The 18775-nt window shown below is 60.1% G+C and carries 18 protein-coding genes and 1 pseudogene; 9 read left to right on the forward strand and 10 right to left on the reverse strand.

The genetic code is table 11. The features are described from left to right. Positions 1-1812 (forward strand): ABC transporter ATP-binding protein, encoded by a 1812-nt coding sequence (locus BTN45_RS23630; protein WP_207591424.1) that lies wholly within the window; start codon positions 1-3, stop codon positions 1810-1812. 39 nt (positions 1813-1851) lie between these two features. Here BTN45_RS23630 and BTN45_RS23635 read toward each other — a convergent pair whose 3' ends face one another. The 7 genes from BTN45_RS23635 to BTN45_RS23665 all read right to left on the reverse strand — a co-directional run bounded on the left by BTN45_RS23635 (position 1852) and on the right by BTN45_RS23665 (position 7837). Continuing rightward, a complete protein-coding gene (locus BTN45_RS23635) occupies positions 1852-2661 on the reverse strand; it encodes an inositol monophosphatase (protein ID WP_207591425.1) in 810 nt (269 codons plus the stop codon). Beyond that, positions 2658-3494: a glycerophosphodiester phosphodiesterase family protein gene (locus BTN45_RS23640; protein WP_207591427.1), complete on the reverse strand. Its 837-nt coding sequence runs from the start codon at positions 3492-3494 to the stop codon at positions 2658-2660. The genes BTN45_RS23635 and BTN45_RS23640 overlap by 4 nt, the downstream gene beginning before the upstream one ends. A 1-nt stretch (position 3495) precedes the next feature. Further along, positions 3496-4530 (reverse strand): ABC transporter ATP-binding protein, encoded by a 1035-nt coding sequence (locus BTN45_RS23645; protein WP_207591429.1) that lies wholly within the window; start codon positions 4528-4530, stop codon positions 3496-3498. Between the two features lie 9 nt (positions 4531-4539). Next, entirely contained in the window at positions 4540-5355 is an 816-nt protein-coding gene (locus BTN45_RS23650) for an ABC transporter permease subunit (protein ID WP_207591741.1), read from the reverse strand. 10 nt (positions 5356-5365) lie between these two features. Then, positions 5366-6214, reverse strand: a complete 849-nt coding sequence (locus tag BTN45_RS23655) for an ABC transporter permease subunit (RefSeq protein WP_246751726.1) — start codon at positions 6212-6214, stop codon at positions 5366-5368. 32 nt (positions 6215-6246) lie between these two features. Beyond that, a complete protein-coding gene (locus BTN45_RS23660) occupies positions 6247-7398 on the reverse strand; it encodes an extracellular solute-binding protein (protein ID WP_207591438.1) in 1152 nt (383 codons plus the stop codon). Between the two features lie 235 nt (positions 7399-7633). Continuing rightward, complete coding sequence (locus tag BTN45_RS23665; RefSeq protein WP_004444538.1) at positions 7634-7837, reverse strand: CsbD family protein; 204 nt, start codon at positions 7835-7837, stop codon at positions 7634-7636. Between the two features lie 243 nt (positions 7838-8080). Here BTN45_RS23665 and BTN45_RS23670 point away from each other — a divergent pair, with 243 nt between their 5' ends. From BTN45_RS23670 to BTN45_RS23695, 6 genes and pseudogenes are all read left to right on the forward strand, one after another. Beyond that, positions 8081-8488, forward strand: a complete 408-nt coding sequence (locus BTN45_RS23670) for a low affinity iron permease family protein (RefSeq protein ID WP_034497847.1) — start codon at positions 8081-8083, stop codon at positions 8486-8488. Between the two features lie 81 nt (positions 8489-8569). After that, positions 8570-9188, forward strand: a pseudogene (locus BTN45_RS23675) (NAD(P)H-dependent oxidoreductase). A 195-nt stretch (positions 9189-9383) separates the two neighbouring features. Continuing rightward, complete coding sequence (locus tag BTN45_RS23680; protein ID WP_207591439.1) at positions 9384-9701, forward strand: PepSY domain-containing protein; 318 nt, start codon at positions 9384-9386, stop codon at positions 9699-9701. 39 nt (positions 9702-9740) lie between these two features. Next, positions 9741-10343 (forward strand): general stress protein, encoded by a 603-nt coding sequence (locus tag BTN45_RS23685; RefSeq protein ID WP_006700454.1) that lies wholly within the window; start codon positions 9741-9743, stop codon positions 10341-10343. Positions 10344-10415: 72 nt separating this feature from the next. Continuing rightward, positions 10416-12569: a catalase gene (gene catE / locus BTN45_RS23690; protein ID WP_207591445.1), complete on the forward strand. Its 2154-nt coding sequence runs from the start codon at positions 10416-10418 to the stop codon at positions 12567-12569. Positions 12570-12727: 158 nt separating this feature from the next. After that, positions 12728-13387, forward strand: coding sequence for a DUF6766 family protein (locus BTN45_RS23695; RefSeq protein WP_207591447.1), 660 nt, complete (start codon positions 12728-12730; stop codon positions 13385-13387). Positions 13388-13438: 51 nt separating this feature from the next. On the opposite strand, the gene BTN45_RS23700 is transcribed toward BTN45_RS23695, so the two are convergent. Beyond that, positions 13439-13651 (reverse strand): hypothetical protein, encoded by a 213-nt coding sequence (locus BTN45_RS23700; RefSeq protein WP_207591449.1) that lies wholly within the window; start codon positions 13649-13651, stop codon positions 13439-13441. 188 nt (positions 13652-13839) lie between these two features. Between BTN45_RS23700 and BTN45_RS23705 the strand changes: the two genes are divergently transcribed. Beyond that, positions 13840-14085, forward strand: a complete 246-nt coding sequence (locus BTN45_RS23705) for a hypothetical protein (protein WP_037092885.1) — start codon at positions 13840-13842, stop codon at positions 14083-14085. Between the two features lie 54 nt (positions 14086-14139). Here the strand turns inward: BTN45_RS23705 and BTN45_RS23710 are convergent, their stop codons facing one another. Further along, positions 14140-14934: an SDR family NAD(P)-dependent oxidoreductase gene (locus tag BTN45_RS23710; RefSeq protein WP_207591453.1), complete on the reverse strand. Its 795-nt coding sequence runs from the start codon at positions 14932-14934 to the stop codon at positions 14140-14142. 9 nt (positions 14935-14943) lie between these two features. Then, positions 14944-16113, reverse strand: a complete 1170-nt coding sequence (locus tag BTN45_RS23715; protein ID WP_004444520.1) for a zinc-dependent alcohol dehydrogenase — start codon at positions 16111-16113, stop codon at positions 14944-14946. A gap of 203 nt (positions 16114-16316) precedes the next feature. On the opposite strand from BTN45_RS23715, the gene BTN45_RS23720 reads away from it, so the two are divergent. Beyond that, positions 16317-18719, forward strand: coding sequence for an FdhF/YdeP family oxidoreductase (locus tag BTN45_RS23720; protein ID WP_142187658.1), 2403 nt, complete (start codon positions 16317-16319; stop codon positions 18717-18719). The last annotated feature ends 56 nt before the right edge of the window (positions 18720-18775 follow it).

Raw genomic sequence — 18775 nt, forward strand, 5'->3', positions numbered from 1 at the left:
ATGGAGACAAAACCAGTCCTCTCCGTCCGCAACCTCACCACATCCTTCCTTGTCGATGGCGCCTGGAAGAGTGTCGTGCGTGATGTCTCCTTTGATGTCGCGCCCGGCGAGACCGTCGCCATTGTCGGGGAATCCGGTTCCGGCAAATCGGTGACGTCGCTGTCGCTGATGCGCCTGCTTGCCCCGGCCTCCAGCCGGATAGAAGGCGAGGTGCTGCTCAACGGCCGCGATCTGCTTTCGCTTTCCGAAAAGGAAATGCGCGGTGTACGCGGCAACGATATCTCGATGATCTTTCAGGAGCCGATGACGTCGCTCAATCCGATCTTCACCATCGGCCGTCAGATTTCGGAAGTTCTCATTCGCCATAAGGGGCTTTCGAAACACGAGGCGCGGGCCGAGACGGTGCGGCTTCTGGAAAAGGTCCGAATTCCCAATGCAGCAGGCCGTTTCGACGAATATCCGCACCAGTTTTCGGGCGGCATGCGCCAGCGCGTGATGATCGCCATGGCGCTCGCCTCACGACCGAAACTGCTGATCGCCGACGAGCCGACGACGGCGCTCGACGTGACCATTCAGGGCCAGATCCTCGACCTTATCAAACTGCTGCAGGAAGAGGAGGGCATGTCGGTGCTCTTCATCACGCATGACATGGGCGTCGTGGCCGAAATCGCCGACCGGACGATCGTGATGTATCGCGGTGATGAAGTTGAGACCGGGCCGACCGAGGATATATTCAAACGCGGCAAGCATCCCTATACACGGGCGCTGCTTTCAGCGGTGCCGAAACTCGGCTCAATGCGTGACCGGCAATGGCCGACGCGTTTTCCCGTGCTCGACATGAAGACCGGTCTTTCGACTGAGCCGCAAGAGGTGGCCGAGACCGTTGCAAGCGGTCAGACCCCGGTCCTGTCGGTGAAGAACCTTGTGACGCGTTTTCCCATCCGGTCCGGCCTGCTGGCGCGCCAGACGGGTGCGGTTCATGCCGTTGAAAACGTCTCATTCGATCTCTTTCAGGGTGAAACGTTGTCGCTTGTGGGCGAATCCGGCTGTGGCAAATCCACCACCGGTCGCTCGATCATGCGGCTTGTTGAGCCGTCGTCCGGCGATGTGTCACTCGATGGTTACGACGTGATGCGTCTCGATACGGTCGGGCTGCGCAACATGCGCAAATCCGTGCAGATGATTTTTCAGGACCCGTTCTCCTCGCTCAATCCGCGCATGACGGTGGGTACGGCGATTTCTGAGCCCTTCATCAAGCACAGGCTGGGCACCACGAAACAGGCGAAGGAAAAGACGGCCGATCTTCTCGAAAAAGTCGGCCTTTCAGCCGACATGGCCAATCGCTATCCCCATGAATTTTCGGGCGGCCAGCGCCAGCGCATCGCCATTGCCCGTGCGCTTGCGCTCGATCCGAAGGTCATCGTCGCCGATGAGAGCGTGTCGGCGCTCGATGTTTCGATCAAGGCGCAGGTGTGCAACCTGCTGCTCGACCTGCAACAGAGCCTCAACCTCGCCTTTCTGTTCATCAGCCATGACATGGCGGTGGTGGAGCGTGTTAGCCATCGTGTCGCGGTGATGTATCTGGGCGAGATCGTTGAGATCGGCCCGCGGGCAGCCGTCTTCGAAAATCCGCAGCATCCCTACACAAAAAAGCTGATGGCAGCAGTGCCAGTGCCCGATCCGGCAAGGCGGGGGATAAGGCGTGGCATATCCAATGACGAGCTGAAGAGCCCGATACGGGCTATGGGATATGAAACACCTGCGCGAAACTACAGGACGGTATCGCCCGGCCATCTGGTGCAGGTGGCCTGAGGCGGTTGCTGCGGTATCAATGCTTCGAAGAAGAAGCCGTTAAGCCGGGTTCTTGAGCGGAACGCCTCGCAGGTGCTCCATCAGGTAAGCATGGGTCGCGGGATTGGCGACGATCAGCGTGCCCGTCTTTTCGTAGAATTCAGGACCGCGACCCCACCAGTCGGTCACGATTCCGCCCGCCTCCTGCACCAGCAGGATTCCGGCTGCGGTGTCGACGAAACCGGTTTCCTCGTAATAACCGGTCAGCCGGCCGCATGCCACGTACGCGCACGAATTGGCGGCGCTGCCGACAACACGGATCGCGCCGATGGGTGCGCGGATCGCGTCGAGGCGCTGATAGGCGCCGGGATAAAGCCGGAGATTGGGCGTGGGAAGACCGGTGCCGACGCACATCAAAGCAACATCGGTGCTGGCATTGACCTGCAGGCGCTCGCCGTTGAGGTAGGCGCCGCAGCCCTTGATCGTCGTAAACATCTCGTCGGAGACGGGATTGTAGACCAGGCCGCATATGGTCTCGTTGCCGCGCCTTAGCGCGATGGTGATCGTGTAATGTTGGCCGAAGAGGAAATTGGTGGTGCCGTCGATTGGATCGACCAGCCAGCGATGATCCTGATCGGCTCCTTCCACAGGCGCAAATTCCTCGCCGGTCAGTCCCCAAGGATATTGGCCGAGCAAACGCTTCCGGATCAGCGTCTCGGAATCCCTGTCGGCATCGGAAACGAAGTCTCCCGGCCCCTTGACGCCGATCTCGATGTCGCGAAAGCGCCGGAAATGGTCGAGCGTCAATGCGCCGGCTTCGCGGGCGGTGGCGACCATGTGCTCGAGGATGGCGCTGTAATTGACTGTCATTTGCTGAAAACCTCCGCCAGCCCTTCCGGATCATCGGTGGTGATCTGGTCCACCTTGAGCCCTAAAAGGCGCGTCACTTGCTCGATGGATTGCGGCGTGACGCTGTTGATCGTCCAAGCATCCACACGGCGGCCCGCGGCATGGATCGGGGCGATGATATCGACACCAGCATCCGCAGCTGCAAGCACGATCTCGTACGCGAGGTAGATCATGTCCGCATCGGGTGCTGTGGCAAGGGCGTCTTCGATGAAGCCCCGATAGTTTCCGCTTGCCTTCAACTCTGCAAGGGTGCCGCGATGGCAGGGGTCATAGCCAGTGCGAAGGCCGGGGGCCGAGCCAGCCAGCGCGGTAATAGCGTCGAAATCGCCGCCTGACAGGATCACCGACTTTGCGATGGGTGAAACGCTCATCCCGAACCCGGCGACGACCTGCGGAGCAAGCGCCTGCCGGTTTTCCTTGAAATCGAGCTGGAGCAGGGCGTCGGGATGAACGGCGTCATCGGCAAGCAGGGCGCAAAGGTCTTCGAGCAGCATCACTTTTGAAACGATCGGCTGGCCGTCATTGTCGCGCAGGTGAAGCTCTCGCAAGGCGGCAGCGGATGTGTCGCGTACCCTCCCGGTGCCAGTCGTTTCCCGCTCCAGCGTCCGGTCATGCAAAACGGCGCAACCGTGATCGGCATGAATGACGAGATCGACTTCGATGCTTGCACCGAGCCGCATCGCTTCGATGATGCGCTCCCCCGTAAAAACCGGATCGGAAGCACGGCGTCGGCCGCGGTGCCATTTGAGCCAGGTTTTGTGGCCGTTGCGGTCGATGAGCATCGGATGGGTCATGTCAGCTCCGGTAGATCGGGCGGTTGTCGCGATAGGCCGTAATGGAACGGGGCGAAATCCGTACCCCCTGTCCCGCCTGGAACATATCCGGATGGGAGACCATGGATTTGATCCTGGTACCATCGGTCAGATCAAGGTCGACAAGGCCATGGGTGCCATAATCCGTCACCCGGTGCACACTCCCCTCCGGTGTTTCGGAGGTCGCCAGATCGATGGCTTCCGGACGAACGGCGAGAATGGTCGGGCCATCAGAGACGGGAAGCGGAAAGGTGAAGCCAGCGCGCATGAAGTTCCCACCTGAAACCATGCCCTCAATCAGGTTCATGGTGCCGATAAAGCCGGCGACGAACGGGGTCTTCGGCTCCCGGTAGATCACATTCGGCCGGTCGATCTGTTCGGTCTTGCCATTCGCCATCACGACGATGCGGTCTGCCATGGAAAGCGCTTCATCCTGGCCGTGGGTGACAAACAGCGTGGTGATGCCGAGACGCTGCTGGATATCCCGAACCTCTTCCCGCAGCCTTTCGCGCAGATGCTGGTCGAGACTGGCGAAAGGCTCGTCGAGAAGCAGGATTTTCGGCTCCAGAACCAGCGAGCGGGCAAGCGCCACACGCTGCTGCTGGCCGCCCGAAAGCTGGCTCGTGGCTCGCTCGCCATAACCGGAGAGACCGACGAGTTCGAGCACGGCCTCCACTTTCTCCCTGATCACGGCAGCCGGCATGCGGCGCAGTTTGAGGCCGAAAGCAAGGTTTTTGAACACATTCATGTGGCTCCAGAGCGCGTGGCTCTGGAATACCATGCCGGTCGGCCGCCGCTCCGGAGGCAGGCGGGTGACGTCTTCGCCATCTATGGTGATTTGCCCGCCTGTCGGTTGCTCGAACCCGCCAACCATGCGCAGCAACGTCGATTTTCCCGAACCGGAGGGGCCGAGAAGGCAGACGAGTTCGCCATCAGCGACATCGAGCGAGAAACTGTCGACTGCCTTGGTGCCACCGGAAAAGCTTTTCGTGACCTGGCGAATTTGAAGTACGGACATGTAGATTTCCTAACCGCCGAAACCGCGGGCAAATGCGCCGCCTCCGATGACGCGGCGGGCGAACATGAGGGCAATGAAGGACGGCACCCAGAGCAGGACGGACAGAACTGCACCATACTGGATGACCATCTGGTTGTTGATGTAGCTGATCATCAAAACCGGCATCGTGCGAATGCCGGGCGCCCCGATCAGCCATGCACCCTCGGTCTCATAAAAAGTACCAACGAAGCTCAGCAGAACGGCAGCGGCAATAGTCGGTCCCGCCTGTGGCAGGGTAATTGACCAGAAGACCCTGAGCGGGCTGGCGCCGACATCCCGGGCGGCTTCTTCCATGCGCCGATCGACGGCCTGGAATGCCGCCACGGGAATCCAGATCATGAACATCAGCGTGCCGACCAACTGGATGAGAACGACGCCCCAGAAGGTACCGATGAGGTTGAGCTGCAGGAAAATGGCGGCAATTGCCACCAGAAGCCCGAATTTCGGAAAGGCGTGGCCGGCGAGGAAGGAGAAGAACAGGAGGTTACGGCCGGGGAAGCTCATACGCGCGAAGGCGTATGCGGCAGGAAGGCAGATCACCGCCGAAAGCAGCGTCACAACCGTCGTCAGCCGCAGGCTCAACATCAAAGCGTTCCACACGTCAGCGCGGCCCAGTGTCTGGCCCCAGAACCGGAAACCGAACTGTTGTGGGATGACATTGGGGAAACGCCAGACCTCGGTGAATGCCCATGTGCCCACAACAAGCAGCGGCCCGACGATGGCGATGGTGAGAAGCGTAGCAAAAAAAATGCCGGGCCAGTCCATGCGGGCTCGAACCCGCGTCATCGTCGTCATGTCATTTCCCCTGGTTGCGCGCGACCGAACGCACATAAAACAGGCCGAAAGCAATGCAGAAAACGAAAGCGATGACGGCCTGCGTCATGGCGCCGATGGGATCCTGCACTTCGCGCAGCGTGCGCTGCATGAAAGGGCCGAGCATTTCGGGAGAGGCCGGTCCGAGAAGATATGGAAGGGTGAAGGAGGAAAAAATGCCGAGCACCGAAAAGGAAAGCGCCACGAGAATGGAATTGCTAATGCGTGGCAGGATGATGTGACAGAAAACCTGCAGCACGTTTGCGCCGACATCCCGCGCCGCCTCTACCGACTGGTTGGCAACGCTTCCAAGCCCCGCGAGCAGGATAAGCACGGTCAGCGGAATATTGTCCCAGACAAGACCTATGACGGGTCCCCAGGGCGTGAGATAGGGCGTGCGGATTTTCGGGAGGTCGACGGCGTTGAGCAATATGTCAACCATGCCGTTCGGACCGAGAACGCGGATGAAGGCGAAGGCGAGGATGATGGAGGGCACGAACATCGGGAAGATGGCCAGCGCCTGCACGTAGGCCGAGAGGCGGCCCTGCGAAAAGCGCAGGTAAAGCGCGATCGGCAGGCAGATGACCAGCAGGAGGATCGCGCAGACCATCGTCGTCCACAATGTCACGGCAAGATTGTCGAGACTGTAGCCGTCCGAGAAGAAAAAAGCGTAGCTGGAAAGGTCCAAACGCGTTTCACCATTGGCGTCGATGCGCCAGACAGTGCGGCCGATGGCGTTGATCGCTGGCCATATAACGAGCCAGATCATCAGGAATACGGGTATGGCAACGAGCAGGAGGCCGCTTGGCCTCCTGCCTGACGTATTGTCCATGAGCGGGCGAGCCGCTCCTTCTGCGACTTCGGTCACGACTTGCGGTCAACGTTGGGAGCGACGTTGCGATACCAGCCATCATTGATGGCGGTTTCCCATTTACCGGCCGGGAAGGTTGGAATAGTCTGGGGGATGATGTCGGCGAAACGCTTGCGCAGTTCTGCCGGCACAAAGTCCCAGGAAACGCCCGGGAAGCCGCCAAGTTCGGTGAGGATTGCCCCCTGGATTTCTTCCGACAGCACGAAATTCGCGAGCTTCAGGGCCGCATCGCGATTGGCGCCGTTCGCCAGTACGACGGCACGCGAAAAATTGCCGCACAGCGCGAGATCCTGAAGCTGCACCAGACCGGTTTCCTTCGGCAGAACGCCCTGATCGATTGCCTGAAGCACCTGGTCGGACCAGACCGGGGTCATGGTGACGACGCCCTGGGAAAGAAGCTGCAACGACTGGGTGTTGCCGGACGAGTAGGCGCCCTTGTCGTAAAGCGACGGTGCGATGTCCTTGAGCAGTTCCCATGCCTTGCCGAGCGCCTTGTCGCCTGCTTCCGGCGTGTAATTGTCGACAGTGAAGGCCTTGGGATCAAGGCCGTTCGCCTGATGGATGGCGCGACGAACGAAATTGCCGCCCGAACCGCCCTTGTCGGGGCGGTTGTAAACGAATTGACCCGGATTGGCCTTGATCCAGCTGACGAGCTGATCCCATGTCTTCGGCGCATCCGCCGGCTTCAGCTTGCTCGTGTCATAGGCGAGCAGGACCTGGCTGCCGCGATAGGGCAGGCTGTACTCGCTCTGGATAGCGAGCGGGTTGACACGCGAATAGTTGGAAAGGCCGGCCTTCGCCATGTTCACATAGATACCGGCTTCGATGGCGCCGGCAGGCAGCAGGGGATCGGCCGTTTCGAAATAATCGGCCTGCGGATCGGTACCGGTCTGCTTCGCGGCAACGGCGCGCTCGCCGATGGCGATAATGCCGGCGCCATCGCCAGCGTCAACCAGATTGAGCTTCAGGCCAGGATTGGCGGCTTCAAAGGCGGGCTTGACCGTGTTGGACCAGAAATCGAGGATGTTTGTATCCGAACTGGTGTACCAGTCGATCGTGCCTGCAGCTGCGAAGCTCATGCGCGGTGCAAGGGCGAGACCGGCGGCGGCGCCTGCGGCGGACATCATAAAGGTGCGGCGTTTCATCTATGTCTCCGATATCGTCGGCGCGAGTGGAACTGTCGAGCGCTGCCCGGGGGGGCCGGCAGGCGCAGGCCGGTCGCTGCACAGCCGTGCATTTTTGGACCAGCTGGCCGCGGTTCTAATGTCTTTCCATAACGCTTTCGTGACAGTCCGCCCGCGCCGCCGCGGAGCCGCGCGCCCATATCGCGCCTATTCGCGACGGAGCATAAAGAAAAACCCCGCCGAAGCGGGGTTTCCGTTACCAGGTCTGGCGACCATACCAGTCGTCAATGTCTTTTCGGGTGCGGTCCTTCTCGTAACCGTAGCGCTCCTGAATCTTGCCTTCCAGCTGTTCGCGCTTGCCGTTGATGACGTCAAGGTCGTCGTCGGTGAGTTTGCCCCACTGCTCCTTGACCTTGCCCTTCATCTGCTTCCAGTTGCCTTCAACACGATTCCAATCCATTGGATCCTCCCACTGTTTTTGGTCTGCACCTGTAAATGTGCGAAGGCAGATCGGGTTCCGGCAAAACACGAACATCGCGCCCGGGCTTGAAACATTGGGCGAGATAAAGCGCGGCACGGAATTCCTTTCCGTGGGCGTTTCTGCATGACGGAACAATCGCTGTCCTCGATTGTGAGCTTCACTGGAAAGCCACGGTCCTTACCGGGCTTTGCTTTCGTGTCGAGCCGCAGGGTTCAGCGTGTCATGAACAAGTTCTTCACTCGCTTTGCGAGCCGTATCGCATCTTTCTCAGGTTCGCCCAGCGCCTTTGTCGTGGCGCTCGCCACCGTCCTCATCTGGGGCATCAGCGGACCCCTGTTTGATTTTTCGGAGGTCTGGCAACTCGTCATCAACACCGGCACGACGATCGTCACCTTCCTGATGATTTTTCTCGTACAGAATTCCCAGAACAGGGATTCCGCCGCGATGGAGGCGAAACTGGACGAGTTGCTGCGGGCTGTAGAGCAGGCGCGCGCCGACTTCATCGGCATCGAGCATCTGACGGAGGACGAGATCGAGGAGATCCGGACCCGTCTCGAAAAAGAAAACGGGCGGGAAAGCAACAAGCCGCCGCCCCATCACGCCATGGATCGTCTGCTTTCCCGGCGTTAGTCACCGGCCCTGATCGATGGCCGATCATTGTTCACAACACTTTCCAAACCCTGGAAAGACCGAATGGCAGAAGGAGTTACCATGCCACTCACCGTTCTTGCTTTGAACGCGACGCTCAAACCGTCGGCCACGTCCGAACCATCCTCCACCGAGAAGCTGCTGGATCTCATATTACGGGAATTCGCCAGCCAGGATATCAAGGCCGAGACGATCAGGCTCGCCGATCACGATATCAAGCCGGGCGTCAGTTCCGACGAGGGCGAAGGCGATGCCTGGCCGGCCATTCGGGAAAAGATGCTGAAGGCCGATATCCTGCTCGTGGGAACACCGATCTGGCTGGGCCAACCTTCAAGCGTCTGCAAGAGAGCGCTGGAGCGCATGGATGCATTCCTGGAGGAAACCGATGATGAGGGTCGGATGGTTTCTTATGGCCGGGTTGCGGCTGTCGCGGTTGTCGGAAATGAAGACGGCGCCCACCACGTCTCGGCGGAGCTCTTTCAGGCGCTGAATGACGTCGGCTTCACCATCCCTGCCAATGCGGTTGCCTATTGGGTCGGGGAAGCGATGGGGTCGACGAATTTCGTCGATCTGGACAAGACGCCCGATGCCCGTCAAAACCATGGTCAGCATGCTGGTGCGCAATACCGCGCACCTGGCGGCTCTTCTCAGGAATTCCCCGTATCCCGGCAGCGATCAGTAGCGCGGGCCTTGTTCCGGCTGGTGAACAGGCACCGCTTCGGTCGCCGCGCGGAGGCGACGGTTCAAGCGGCACCCCCTCATTATTTTTTTGGAACTCTCCGCCTCCCGCTTTGTTTGGAAGGCGCCTTTCCCGGGCCGGAAAGGCACCGCCTCCGACGGGAAGTATGGCCGATGGTGAAAAGGGAGGAAGACCCAAATGAAGAAGACTTTTTTCATGGCGTTGTTTGCTGGAGCCGGGGCTGTTTCGGCCTTTGCCCAGCAGGCTCCGACAGCCAATCCCGGTGGTGATACGCCGGCCGTTGTGACGCCGGACACGAAAAACCCGACGGCTCCGGTGGAAGGCGCCAACAGCTTCACGGAGGCGCAGGCGAAGAAGCGGATGGAGGAGTCCGGTTACACCGGGATCACAGGCCTCACCAAGAATGACAAGGGCGTGTGGATGGCATCGGGAATGAAAGACGGAAAAACCGTGGCCATAGCACTCGATTACCAAGGCAACGTTGTCGCCAGGTGAGGGCAGGACTTAAGCGCACGGATTTTTGGGAGAAACATGATGAGAACCGTAACTGCACTTTTTGATGATTATGATGATGCAAGTAACGCTGTCAGCGAACTCGAGCGCGCGGGCATCCCCTCAAGCGACATCAGCATTGTGGCCAGTAACGCCGACAGACGCCACGGCGAGGACAGCAAAGCCGCTGAAGGTGCCGGCACCGGTGCCGGCATCGGGGCCATTGTCGGCGGCGCCGGCGGCCTGCTGACGGGCCTCGGCATGATGGCTATACCCGGTGTCGGACCCGTCGTCGCCGCTGGCTGGCTGGCCGCCACCGCCGTCGGTGCGGCAGGCGGTGCTGTTGCCGGAGGAGCCACTGGCGGATTGATCGGAGCCATGACCCGCTCAGGCGTTTCGGAAGAGGACGCCAATGTCTATGCGGAGGGCGTGCGCAGAGGCGGAACTCTCGTCACTGCTCGGGTTGAAGACGATTTTGTGCCTGAGGCGGAGGCTATCCTCCGACGCTCGAACTGGGTCGATCCCTTCGAACGGCGATCGGCCTATGGTCAGGAGGGCTGGACGCGTTTTGACGAAACGTCGAGGCCCTACGCCGCTGAAGATGTTGAGCAGGAGCGGAACCGATATCGCCGCTCGGCGCTTTGACAGGAGCGTTCCCCACCGCCCACCGGGCGTGGCGTCCTGCCACGCCCTTGCGAAAAGCTTTCAGGAGTTACCATGGCCAAAAAACCGGAAACCACCGCATCGGCGGGAAAAAGCGACGTTGTTACGATCCACGACCAGAAACTTTCCCGCGGCGAGGGCGGCGAGTTGCACCAGACCGCCGAAGGTGACACACCCGTCTTGACGACAGCGCAGGGCGGGCCCGTCGCGGATGACCAGAATACGCTTCGTGTCGGTCCTCGTGGCCCGCTTGTCATGGACGATTTCCATTTCAGGGAAAAGCTCTTTCATTTTGATCATGAGCGAATTCCAGAACGTGTCGTTCATGCCCGCGGTTATGGGGCCCATGGCTATTTCGAGACCTACGAATCCCTGGCCGCCTACACGAAAGCGGATCTTTTTCAGCGTGCAGGCGAAAAAACCCCGGCTTTCGTGCGCTTTTCGACCGTGGCCGGCAATAAGGGCTCTTTCGATCTTGCGCGCGACGTGCGCGGCTTCGCCGTCAAGCTTTATACGCAGGAAGGCAACTGGGATCTCGTCGGCAACAATATCCCGGTATTCTTCATCCAGGACGCCATCAAATTTCCCGACCTCATCCATGCCGCAAAACAGGAGCCAGACCGCGACTTTCCGCAGGCGCAAACGGCTCATGATACGTTCTGGGATTTCATCAGCCTCACGCCCGAAAGCATGAACATGGTCATGTGGATCATGTCCGACCGCACCATTCCGCGGTCGTTCCGGTTCATGGAAGGGTTCGGCGTGCACACCTTCCGTTTCATCAACGCGAAAAACCAGTCGACTTTCGTGAAGTTTCACTGGAAGCCGAAGCTGGGTCTCCAGTCCGTGGCGTGGAACGAGGCGGTGAAGATCAATGGTGCCGATCCCGATTTCCACCGTCGCGATCTCTGGGCGGCCATCCAGTCCGGCAATTTTCCGGAATGGGAGTTGCAGGTCCAGCTTTTCGACCAGGATTTCGCCGACAGCTTCGATTTCGATGTCCTCGATCCCACCAAAATCATTCCCGAGGAGATATTGCCGCCGCAGCCGGTCGGCAGGCTGGTTCTCGACCGCATGCCAGACAACTTCTTTGCCGAAACCGAACAGGTGGCGTTCATGACGCAGAACGTGCCGCCAGGGATCGATTTCAGTAACGACCCGCTGCTGCAGGGAAGAAATTTCTCCTATCTCGATACACAATTGAAGCGTCTCGGCGGGCCGAACTTCACGCACCTGCCCATCAATTCGCCCAAGTGTCCCTTCGCGCATTTCCAGCAGGATGGCCACATGGCGATGCGCAATCCAACGGGGCGCGCCAATTATCAGCCAAACTCCTTTGGCGAAGGCCCGCGAGAATCGCCAGCGCGCGGCTTTACGCATTTTGCAGGCGAAGAGCAGGGCGCCAAGGCGAGATTGCGGCCGGAGAGCTTCGCAGATCACTACAGTCAGGCCAGGCAATTCTATCTCAGCCAGACTCCTCCCGAACAGCGCCATATCGCCTCCGCCCTCACTTTCGAGCTGAGCAGGGTGGAGACGGTCGCCATACGTGAACGGATGGTGTCGCATCTCCTCAACATCGATGAAACGCTTGCGTCGACCGTTGCCCAGAAGCTTGGTTTCCAGACGATGCCTAAACCGGCGGAGGCGGCAGTGCCGACCCGACAGGACCTGGAGCCTTCACCCGCCCTCAGCATCGTCAATCGAGGGCCGCAACGTTTCGAAGGGCGCAAGCTCGGCATTCTCATTACGGATGGCGTCGACGCAAAATTGCTGCAGGGGCTGACCGAGGCTGTTACGGCCGAGAAGGCCGTCGTCGAGTTGATCGCGCCTAAAGTCGGGGGCGCCGTGGCTTCGGACGGCACTCTCATTAAAGCGCATTACATGATCGATGGCGGTCCTTCGGTTCTCTTTGATGCGGTGGCCTTGTTGACATCGGCAGAGGCCATCGACGATCTCGTCAAGGAAGCAACGGCACGGGATTTTGTCGCGGATGCGTTCCAGCACTGCAAGTTCATCGGTTATGACCAGTCGGCCCTGCCATTGCTGGAAAAGGCTGGAATTGCCGATGCCATGGATGAGGGCGTCTTGCCTCTGCCGGGAGAAGACGGGTTGGCAGCCTTTGTTTCCGAACTCGGCAAGTTGCGCGTTTGGGCGCGCGAACCGTCGGTCAAGCTTGGGAAGGCATCAGTCCCTGTCGCTAACGGATAACGCAACCGGCGGCGTGCCCTCATCGTTTATGGGAGCGCCGCCCGCGGTTTATGGGAGCGCCGCCCGCGGCCACTGCGCCGCAGCACCGGCAGACGACAGTGCCGCCACATTTGGCGGCACTTCTCACCCGGAGGTCTTGTCCAGAGCGAGGTCTGATTATGAAGCTTGTCCGCGACAACGGATTGACCATCGTCCTTGTCCTTGCATCACTGCTGACGATCGGCGGGATGTTCGCCACAGGCTGGGTCGTTCACAATGATGAACTCGTGCAACATCATGATAAACCGCTCACGCTTTTGTCCTACGCCACGAGCGGGCATTTCCTTTCGGCGCTGTTCGAAAACTGGGAAAGCGAATTTTTGCAGATGTCGGCCTATGTGGTGTTGACGGCATTCCTGTTCCAGCGCGGGTCCGCAGAATCCAAGGATCCCGATGAGCCGACAGCGCAAGACGAGGACCCTTCACGCAAGAAAAACGACCCTGAAGCACCATGGCCGGTCAGGGCCGGCGGCATCATTCGCGTCGTCTATTCCTATTCGCTCGGAGTGGCGCTGTTTGTTCTTTTTGTAGCGAGCTTCCTGCTGCATCTGAGATACAGCGCCGATGCCGCGGCAGTGGAGGCACGCCTGCACGGCGAACCGGCGACGACATTGATGGCGCATCTGGGAAGCGTTGAGTTCTGGTTCGAGTCCTTCCAGAACTGGCAGTCGGAGTTCCTCTCCACCGCAGTCCTGATCGTCCTGTCCATCTTCCTGCGGTTCAGGCGGTCGCCCGAATCCAAACCTGTGGCAGCACCCCATAGCGAGACCGGCGGGTGAAAGGCAGAGGGGGTGGATCCCAAAGTCTGACCGCCCCCGTCAGCGTTTATCCTAGGGACGCCTGTTGGCGGCGTGGTCCTGTTCCTGATCGGTCTTGATGGCGGCACCGTCCTGGCCCCGCTCTTTCGAATGCTGCTTCTTGTCGCGGTTGGAAAGGATCTGGTTTTCCTCAATGCTTCCCTTGTCCAGCTCGGTCATTGCGCCTGCGCCGGCACCTTTCCCCTGCGTGCCTTTTCCGAAGTGTTTCCTGTCTGCATGTGCCATTATCGCCTCCTCTTGGCGTCGGTTGGGCTGCTGCGGCAGTCGAGGCCGCCACCCGTCGCTCCCGAACTTCCCCCATGCCTTTTCGTTCCGGAACTTCTGTCGCCCTCCGTGGTTCGTGATCGCACGGGAAGGGGGCTTTGTCTTGAACGGCGGCGCGGACGCACGAACAGACGACAGGAGGCGCAACGATGGCCGGTCCAAAAACGCATGAACAACAGCTCCGCATCATCGAAAAACGCGAGAACACCGCTAATGCCGATGATGGTTTTAACGCCGAGGCGGAGCTGAAGCGGTCGAAGGAAGAACGGGATGCCCGCCGAGGGGCGGAGAAACTTCGCGGTGGCAATGCGGAATTAACGGATAAGGATGATCGCCAGATGCTGCGCGGTGAAAATCAGGAAAGCCCGCACCACAAGCGCGGCGCGGATGATTGAGGTGACGTCCGGCCGGGCCGGATGTGGCTTCGTGGCGCCGGAAGTGCTGCGAGGCTATTTCCCATCCGGCTCTGCCATCTTGCGGTGTTGTCTGGCGAGCGTTTCCGCCGGCGTTACATTGGCCATCGCCGACATCAGCTTGTTTTTCCAGCCGGACACGACATCGCCCTCACCATTCATCATCGCCTCATAGCCGGCCTTGGCCACGAAACCGGGATCGTCCTTCTTCTGTCTGCCAACGGGGGTGTCGAGCATGTCCGCACGCTCGAAGAACTCCGTGTCCGTCGCCCCCGGCATCAGGCAGGTTACCGTGACACCCGTGCCATCAAGCTCTTCGCGCAGCGCGAAGGAAAAGGAATTGATGAACGCTTTGGTGGCGTTATAGACCGCCTGAAACGTGCCCGGCATGAAACCGGCGATGGAACCCGTAAACAGGATACGTCCATTGCCACGCTGGCGCATTCCGCCTGCAAGGGCATGAACCAGCGCAATCGTGCCGCTGATGTTGGTGGCGATGACCCGCTGGATGTCCTCCATTCTCTGATCGAGAAAGCCATCGCCCAGGCCCTGTCCTGCGTTGGCGAACAGAAGATCGACTGGCCGCGACGAGGCGGTGATGCGCGTGAGAAGCTCCTCCACGCCCGCCTGTGTCGAAAGATCGGCCCGCACCGCCTCTACCTGCGTGCCGGCCGCGCGCAGCCGGGTGGCCGCGGCATCGATGTCATTTTCATCGGCCACGATGATGAGGTCGTAACTATCCTGCGCGGCGCACCGGGCGAGCTCATAACCGATGCCGGACGAAGCGCCGGTGACGACTGCAAGGCCTTTGGTGGATTCTCCCCTGCTCATGATCACCTCCTATGGCTTCAGGACGACTTTGATGCAGCCATCGTCGCGGTGGCTAAAGGTGTTGTAGAGATCGGGTCCCTCATCGAGGGTGGCGCGATGGGTAATGACGAAGGATGGGTCGATTTCGCCTCTTTCGATGCGGCCCATGAGGTTGGGGAGGTAGGCCTGAACGGGCGTCTGCGCCATCTTGAACGTCAGGCCGCGATTGATGGCGGAACCCATGGGAATTTTGTCAAGAAGACCGCCATAGACGCCGACCAGCGAGACCGTACCGAAATTGCGGCAGCAATAGATTGCCTGGCGAAGTACATGCGGCCGGTCGGTTCCCATGAAGGTGGCGACCTTGATGCGGTCGATCCTCGAATCCCATCCTGCCGCGGGATCGGGCTCCGTTCCTACCGCATCGATACAGGCATCCGCGCCGCGACCATGGGTCAGTTCCATGATGCGGTCGTAAATGTCCTCGTCGAGGTAATTGAGCGTCATCGCGCCGGCTTTCGCCGCGAGATCGAGCCTCTCCTGCACGGCGTCGATGGCGATGACCCGTTCCGCACCGAGGAGAAAGGCGGAACGGATCGCCATCTGACCCACCGGACCGCAGCCCCAGATGGCAATCGTATCGCCCGGCTGGATGTTGCAGAAGTCCGCGGCCATATAGCCGGTCGGAAAGATGTCGGACAGGAAGAGGACCTGCTCGTCGGTCAGACCGTCCGGAACCTTTATCGGCCCGACATCGGCGTAAGGCACCCGCATATATTCCGCCTGGCCGCCGCTGAAGCCACCGAGAAGATGGGTGTAACCGAACAGGCCGGCGGGCGAATTGCCCCACATCTTCCGCACCTTGTGCGGATCGGGATTGCTGCGTTCGCAGCCGGAATAATAGCCACGCTTGCAGAAGAAGCACTCGCCGCAGGCGATGGTGAAGGGGACGACCACGCGGTCTCCGACCTTGAGCGCGGTATTGTCCTTACCGACCTCAACCACCTCGCCCATGGTTTCGTGGCCCATGATGTCGCCGCTGTGCATGTCCGGCATGATGCCATTATAGAGGTGGAGGTCTGAGCCGCAGATCGCGCAGGCCGTGACCTTGATGATCGCATCGCGCCCATGCTCGATTTTCGGATCGGGAACGCTTTCGCAGCGAATGTCGTGTTTGCCGTGCCAGGTCAGTGCCTTCATGTCGCTCACCTTCATTATCTGCTGGGTTGTCAGAAGCGCCCTTTGTCGAGCGGGTGCCTAACCGGGCGTCCGCGCGAAAGTTCCACGCGGCACCGGAACTTCTCGCTCCCGGCGGCAAGGCAGGGCGGAATTTTTTTTAGAGAATGGAAACCCGCCGCGCTTTCAGAGGTTCGGTTACTCAGCAATTCGGGAGTTCATCGATCATGACATCACGACGCAAGGCAGCTCCCGATATCGGTTTTAAGCCCGGTCCGGCCGGCGGATGGGGATCGGCCAAGTCGGTGGGAGAGGTGCTGTTGAGGGAACATGTTCCCCTGTCCGGTCCGACATTGCTGAAACACCAGAACAAGCCGCAGGGATACATGTGCGTCAGCTGCGCCTGGGCGAAACCGGCCAAGACCCATCCCCTGGAATTTTGCGAAAATGGCGCGAAAGCCACCGCGTGGGAAATAACGAACCGACGCGCCGACGGTGCGTTTTTCGCCAGACACACCCTCGCCGAACTGGAGGGCTGGCGCGACCACGATCTGGAAGAACAGGGCAGGCTGACCCAGCCAATGCGTTGGGACGCGGCCACGGACAGATATCTGCCGGTCAGCTGGCAGGCCGCATTCGAGGAGATCGGCCGGGAGCTGCGCGCCATCGCGCCGCAGCAGGCGGAGTTTTACACCTCAGGCCGCGCCTCGCTGGAAGCATCTTACATGTACCAGCTCTTTGCCCGCATCTATGGCAGTAACAATCTTCCGGACTCGTCCAACATGTGCCATGAAAGCTCGTCCGTCGGCCTGCCCGAAAGCATCGGCGCTTCCGTGGGAACGGCGATCCTTTCGGATTTCCAGAATTGCGACTGCATTTTCTATATGGCGCAGAATGTCGGAACATCCTCGCCGCGACTGCTGCACGATCTGCAGGATGCTGTCGACCGCGGCGTGAAGATACTGACATTCAACATGCTGCGGGAGCCGGGGCTGGAGCGCTTCGTCAACCCGCAGTCGCCCGGCCAGATGCTGGCGACCCCCGCGACGCCGATCTCGACGAAGTATTACCAGGTGAAGAATGGCGGCGATATCGCTGCCCTGTTTGGCATCTGCAAGGCGCTTATCGAGGCAGACGACGTGCTGCATGCGAGTGGCGCAAGCAAGGTTTCCGGCTCGGATGGGCAGCCGCGCGATCCGGCCAATGCGGCGGCGGTCGCATTTGCCGCCGCCATTGCCGCGGCTGACAAGAAGCATGTGCTCGATCATGATTTTCTTGCCGAGCACACGGCGGGTTTTGACGATTTCGCCGCTGCAGCCCGCCGCCATGAATGGGAGGAGCTGGAGCGCGTTTCAGGCCTGACCCGCGAGGAGATGATGGAAGCCGCCGCCATATATGCGGATTCCGACGCGGTGATGATGGTCTATGGCATGGGCCTCACCCAGCATGTGATGGGCGTGGAGAACGTTCACATGGTTGCCAACCTCGCGCTGCTGCGCGGCAATATCGGCAAGCCGGGTGCAAATATCTGTGCCGTCAGGGGCCATTCGAATGTGCAGGGCCAGCGTACAGTCGGCATTACGGAAAAACCCGGCCTCGTGCCGCTGGACAAGCTCGCCGACCTATACCAGTTCCAGCCGCCCGCGTGGGAAGGCCACTCGACGGTTGACAGCTGCAAATCCATTCTCGCCGGGGAAACAAAGGCTTTCATCAGCCTCGGCGGCAATTTTTTGCGGGCAGCGCCGGAAACCGAGGCGATGGAAGCCGCGTGGCGCAAGCTGCGGCTGACGGTCCAGATCGCAACCAAACTCAATCGCAGCCACGTCATCCACGGCGAGATCGCCTTTCTGCTTCCCTGTCTCGGACGCATCGAAATCGATGAACAGGCGACAGGGCCCCAGGCCGTCTCCATGGAAAGTTCCGTTGCGCATTTCCATGGTTCGCGTGGCAGGGCAAAGCCGGCCAGCCGGGAGTTGCTCTCGGAACCGGCGATCATTGCCGGCATGGCCGTGGCGACGTTGACGCGCGGCAACGTACCTTGGCAGCAATGGGTTCACGATTATTCGCGCATTCGCGACGCCATAGAGCAAACCTATCCGGAAACCTTCAGGAACTTCAACGAACGGCTTTTCAAACCCGGCGGCATCCCGCGCCCATTGCCCGCAAGGGAGCGAAAATGGGTAACCTCAAGCGGCAAGGCGAATTTCCTGACGCCCGACCGCCTGTTCCCGGAATTCCCGCCTGAAGCGTCGGGTCCGGACGTCCTGCACCTGTCGACGTTGCGATCCAACGACCAGTTCAACACGACCGTCTACGGCTATAGTGACCGTTTTCGCGGCGTGGAAGGAACGCGGCAGGTTCTGTTCATGAATGTCGATGACATCGCCCTGCTTGGGTTTGCCGACGGCGATATCGTCGATATCGTTACGGCAATCGAGCCGCAGACGCCAAGGGCGGTCCGCGGGTTCAGGATCGTTGCCTATGATATTCCCCATGGCTGTTGTGCTGGCTATTTTCCGGAAACCAACCCGTTGTTTCCGCTGAGCCATCATAGTCCGAAAGCAAAGACGCCATCATACAAGCTGCTGCCCGTCCGATTGACGCCGTCAACCACGGTTCCTTCCAACTGAGGATACTCGAGGTGCGGGATGCGGAGGAGGGAAAAGGCCAATCGTTCAGCGACACT

It is taken from the genome of Rhizobium sp. ZX09, assembly GCF_017357485.1.
GTDB classification, from domain to species: Bacteria; Pseudomonadota; Alphaproteobacteria; order Rhizobiales; family Rhizobiaceae; genus Agrobacterium; species Agrobacterium pusense.

What these genes read in the sequence shown, in the direction of transcription:
- BTN45_RS23630 (WP_207591424.1), top strand. Translation starts at nt 1, where the DNA reads ATGGAGACAAAACCAGTCCTCTCCGTCCGCAACCTCACCACATCCTTC.
- BTN45_RS23635 (WP_207591425.1), bottom strand. Translation starts at nt 2,661, where the DNA reads ATGACAGTCAATTACAGCGCCATCCTCGAGCACATGGTCGCCACCGCC.
- BTN45_RS23640 (WP_207591427.1), bottom strand. Translation starts at nt 3,494, where the DNA reads ATGACCCATCCGATGCTCATCGACCGCAACGGCCACAAAACCTGGCTC.
- BTN45_RS23645 (WP_207591429.1), bottom strand. Translation starts at nt 4,530, where the DNA reads ATGTCCGTACTTCAAATTCGCCAGGTCACGAAAAGCTTTTCCGGTGGC.
- BTN45_RS23650 (WP_207591741.1), bottom strand. Translation starts at nt 5,355, where the DNA reads ATGACGCGGGTTCGAGCCCGCATGGACTGGCCCGGCATTTTTTTTGCT.
- BTN45_RS23655 (WP_246751726.1), bottom strand. Translation starts at nt 6,214, where the DNA reads ATGGACAATACGTCAGGCAGGAGGCCAAGCGGCCTCCTGCTCGTTGCC.
- BTN45_RS23660 (WP_207591438.1), bottom strand. Translation starts at nt 7,398, where the DNA reads ATGAAACGCCGCACCTTTATGATGTCCGCCGCAGGCGCCGCCGCCGGT.
- BTN45_RS23665 (WP_004444538.1), bottom strand. Translation starts at nt 7,837, where the DNA reads ATGGATTGGAATCGTGTTGAAGGCAACTGGAAGCAGATGAAGGGCAAG.
- BTN45_RS23670 (WP_034497847.1), top strand. Translation starts at nt 8,081, where the DNA reads ATGAACAAGTTCTTCACTCGCTTTGCGAGCCGTATCGCATCTTTCTCA.
- BTN45_RS23680 (WP_207591439.1), top strand. Translation starts at nt 9,384, where the DNA reads ATGAAGAAGACTTTTTTCATGGCGTTGTTTGCTGGAGCCGGGGCTGTT.
- BTN45_RS23685 (WP_006700454.1), top strand. Translation starts at nt 9,741, where the DNA reads ATGAGAACCGTAACTGCACTTTTTGATGATTATGATGATGCAAGTAAC.
- catE (WP_207591445.1), top strand. Translation starts at nt 10,416, where the DNA reads ATGGCCAAAAAACCGGAAACCACCGCATCGGCGGGAAAAAGCGACGTT.
- BTN45_RS23695 (WP_207591447.1), top strand. Translation starts at nt 12,728, where the DNA reads ATGAAGCTTGTCCGCGACAACGGATTGACCATCGTCCTTGTCCTTGCA.
- BTN45_RS23700 (WP_207591449.1), bottom strand. Translation starts at nt 13,651, where the DNA reads ATGGCACATGCAGACAGGAAACACTTCGGAAAAGGCACGCAGGGGAAA.
- BTN45_RS23705 (WP_037092885.1), top strand. Translation starts at nt 13,840, where the DNA reads ATGGCCGGTCCAAAAACGCATGAACAACAGCTCCGCATCATCGAAAAA.
- BTN45_RS23710 (WP_207591453.1), bottom strand. Translation starts at nt 14,934, where the DNA reads ATGAGCAGGGGAGAATCCACCAAAGGCCTTGCAGTCGTCACCGGCGCT.
- BTN45_RS23715 (WP_004444520.1), bottom strand. Translation starts at nt 16,113, where the DNA reads ATGAAGGCACTGACCTGGCACGGCAAACACGACATTCGCTGCGAAAGC.
- BTN45_RS23720 (WP_142187658.1), top strand. Translation starts at nt 16,317, where the DNA reads ATGACATCACGACGCAAGGCAGCTCCCGATATCGGTTTTAAGCCCGGT.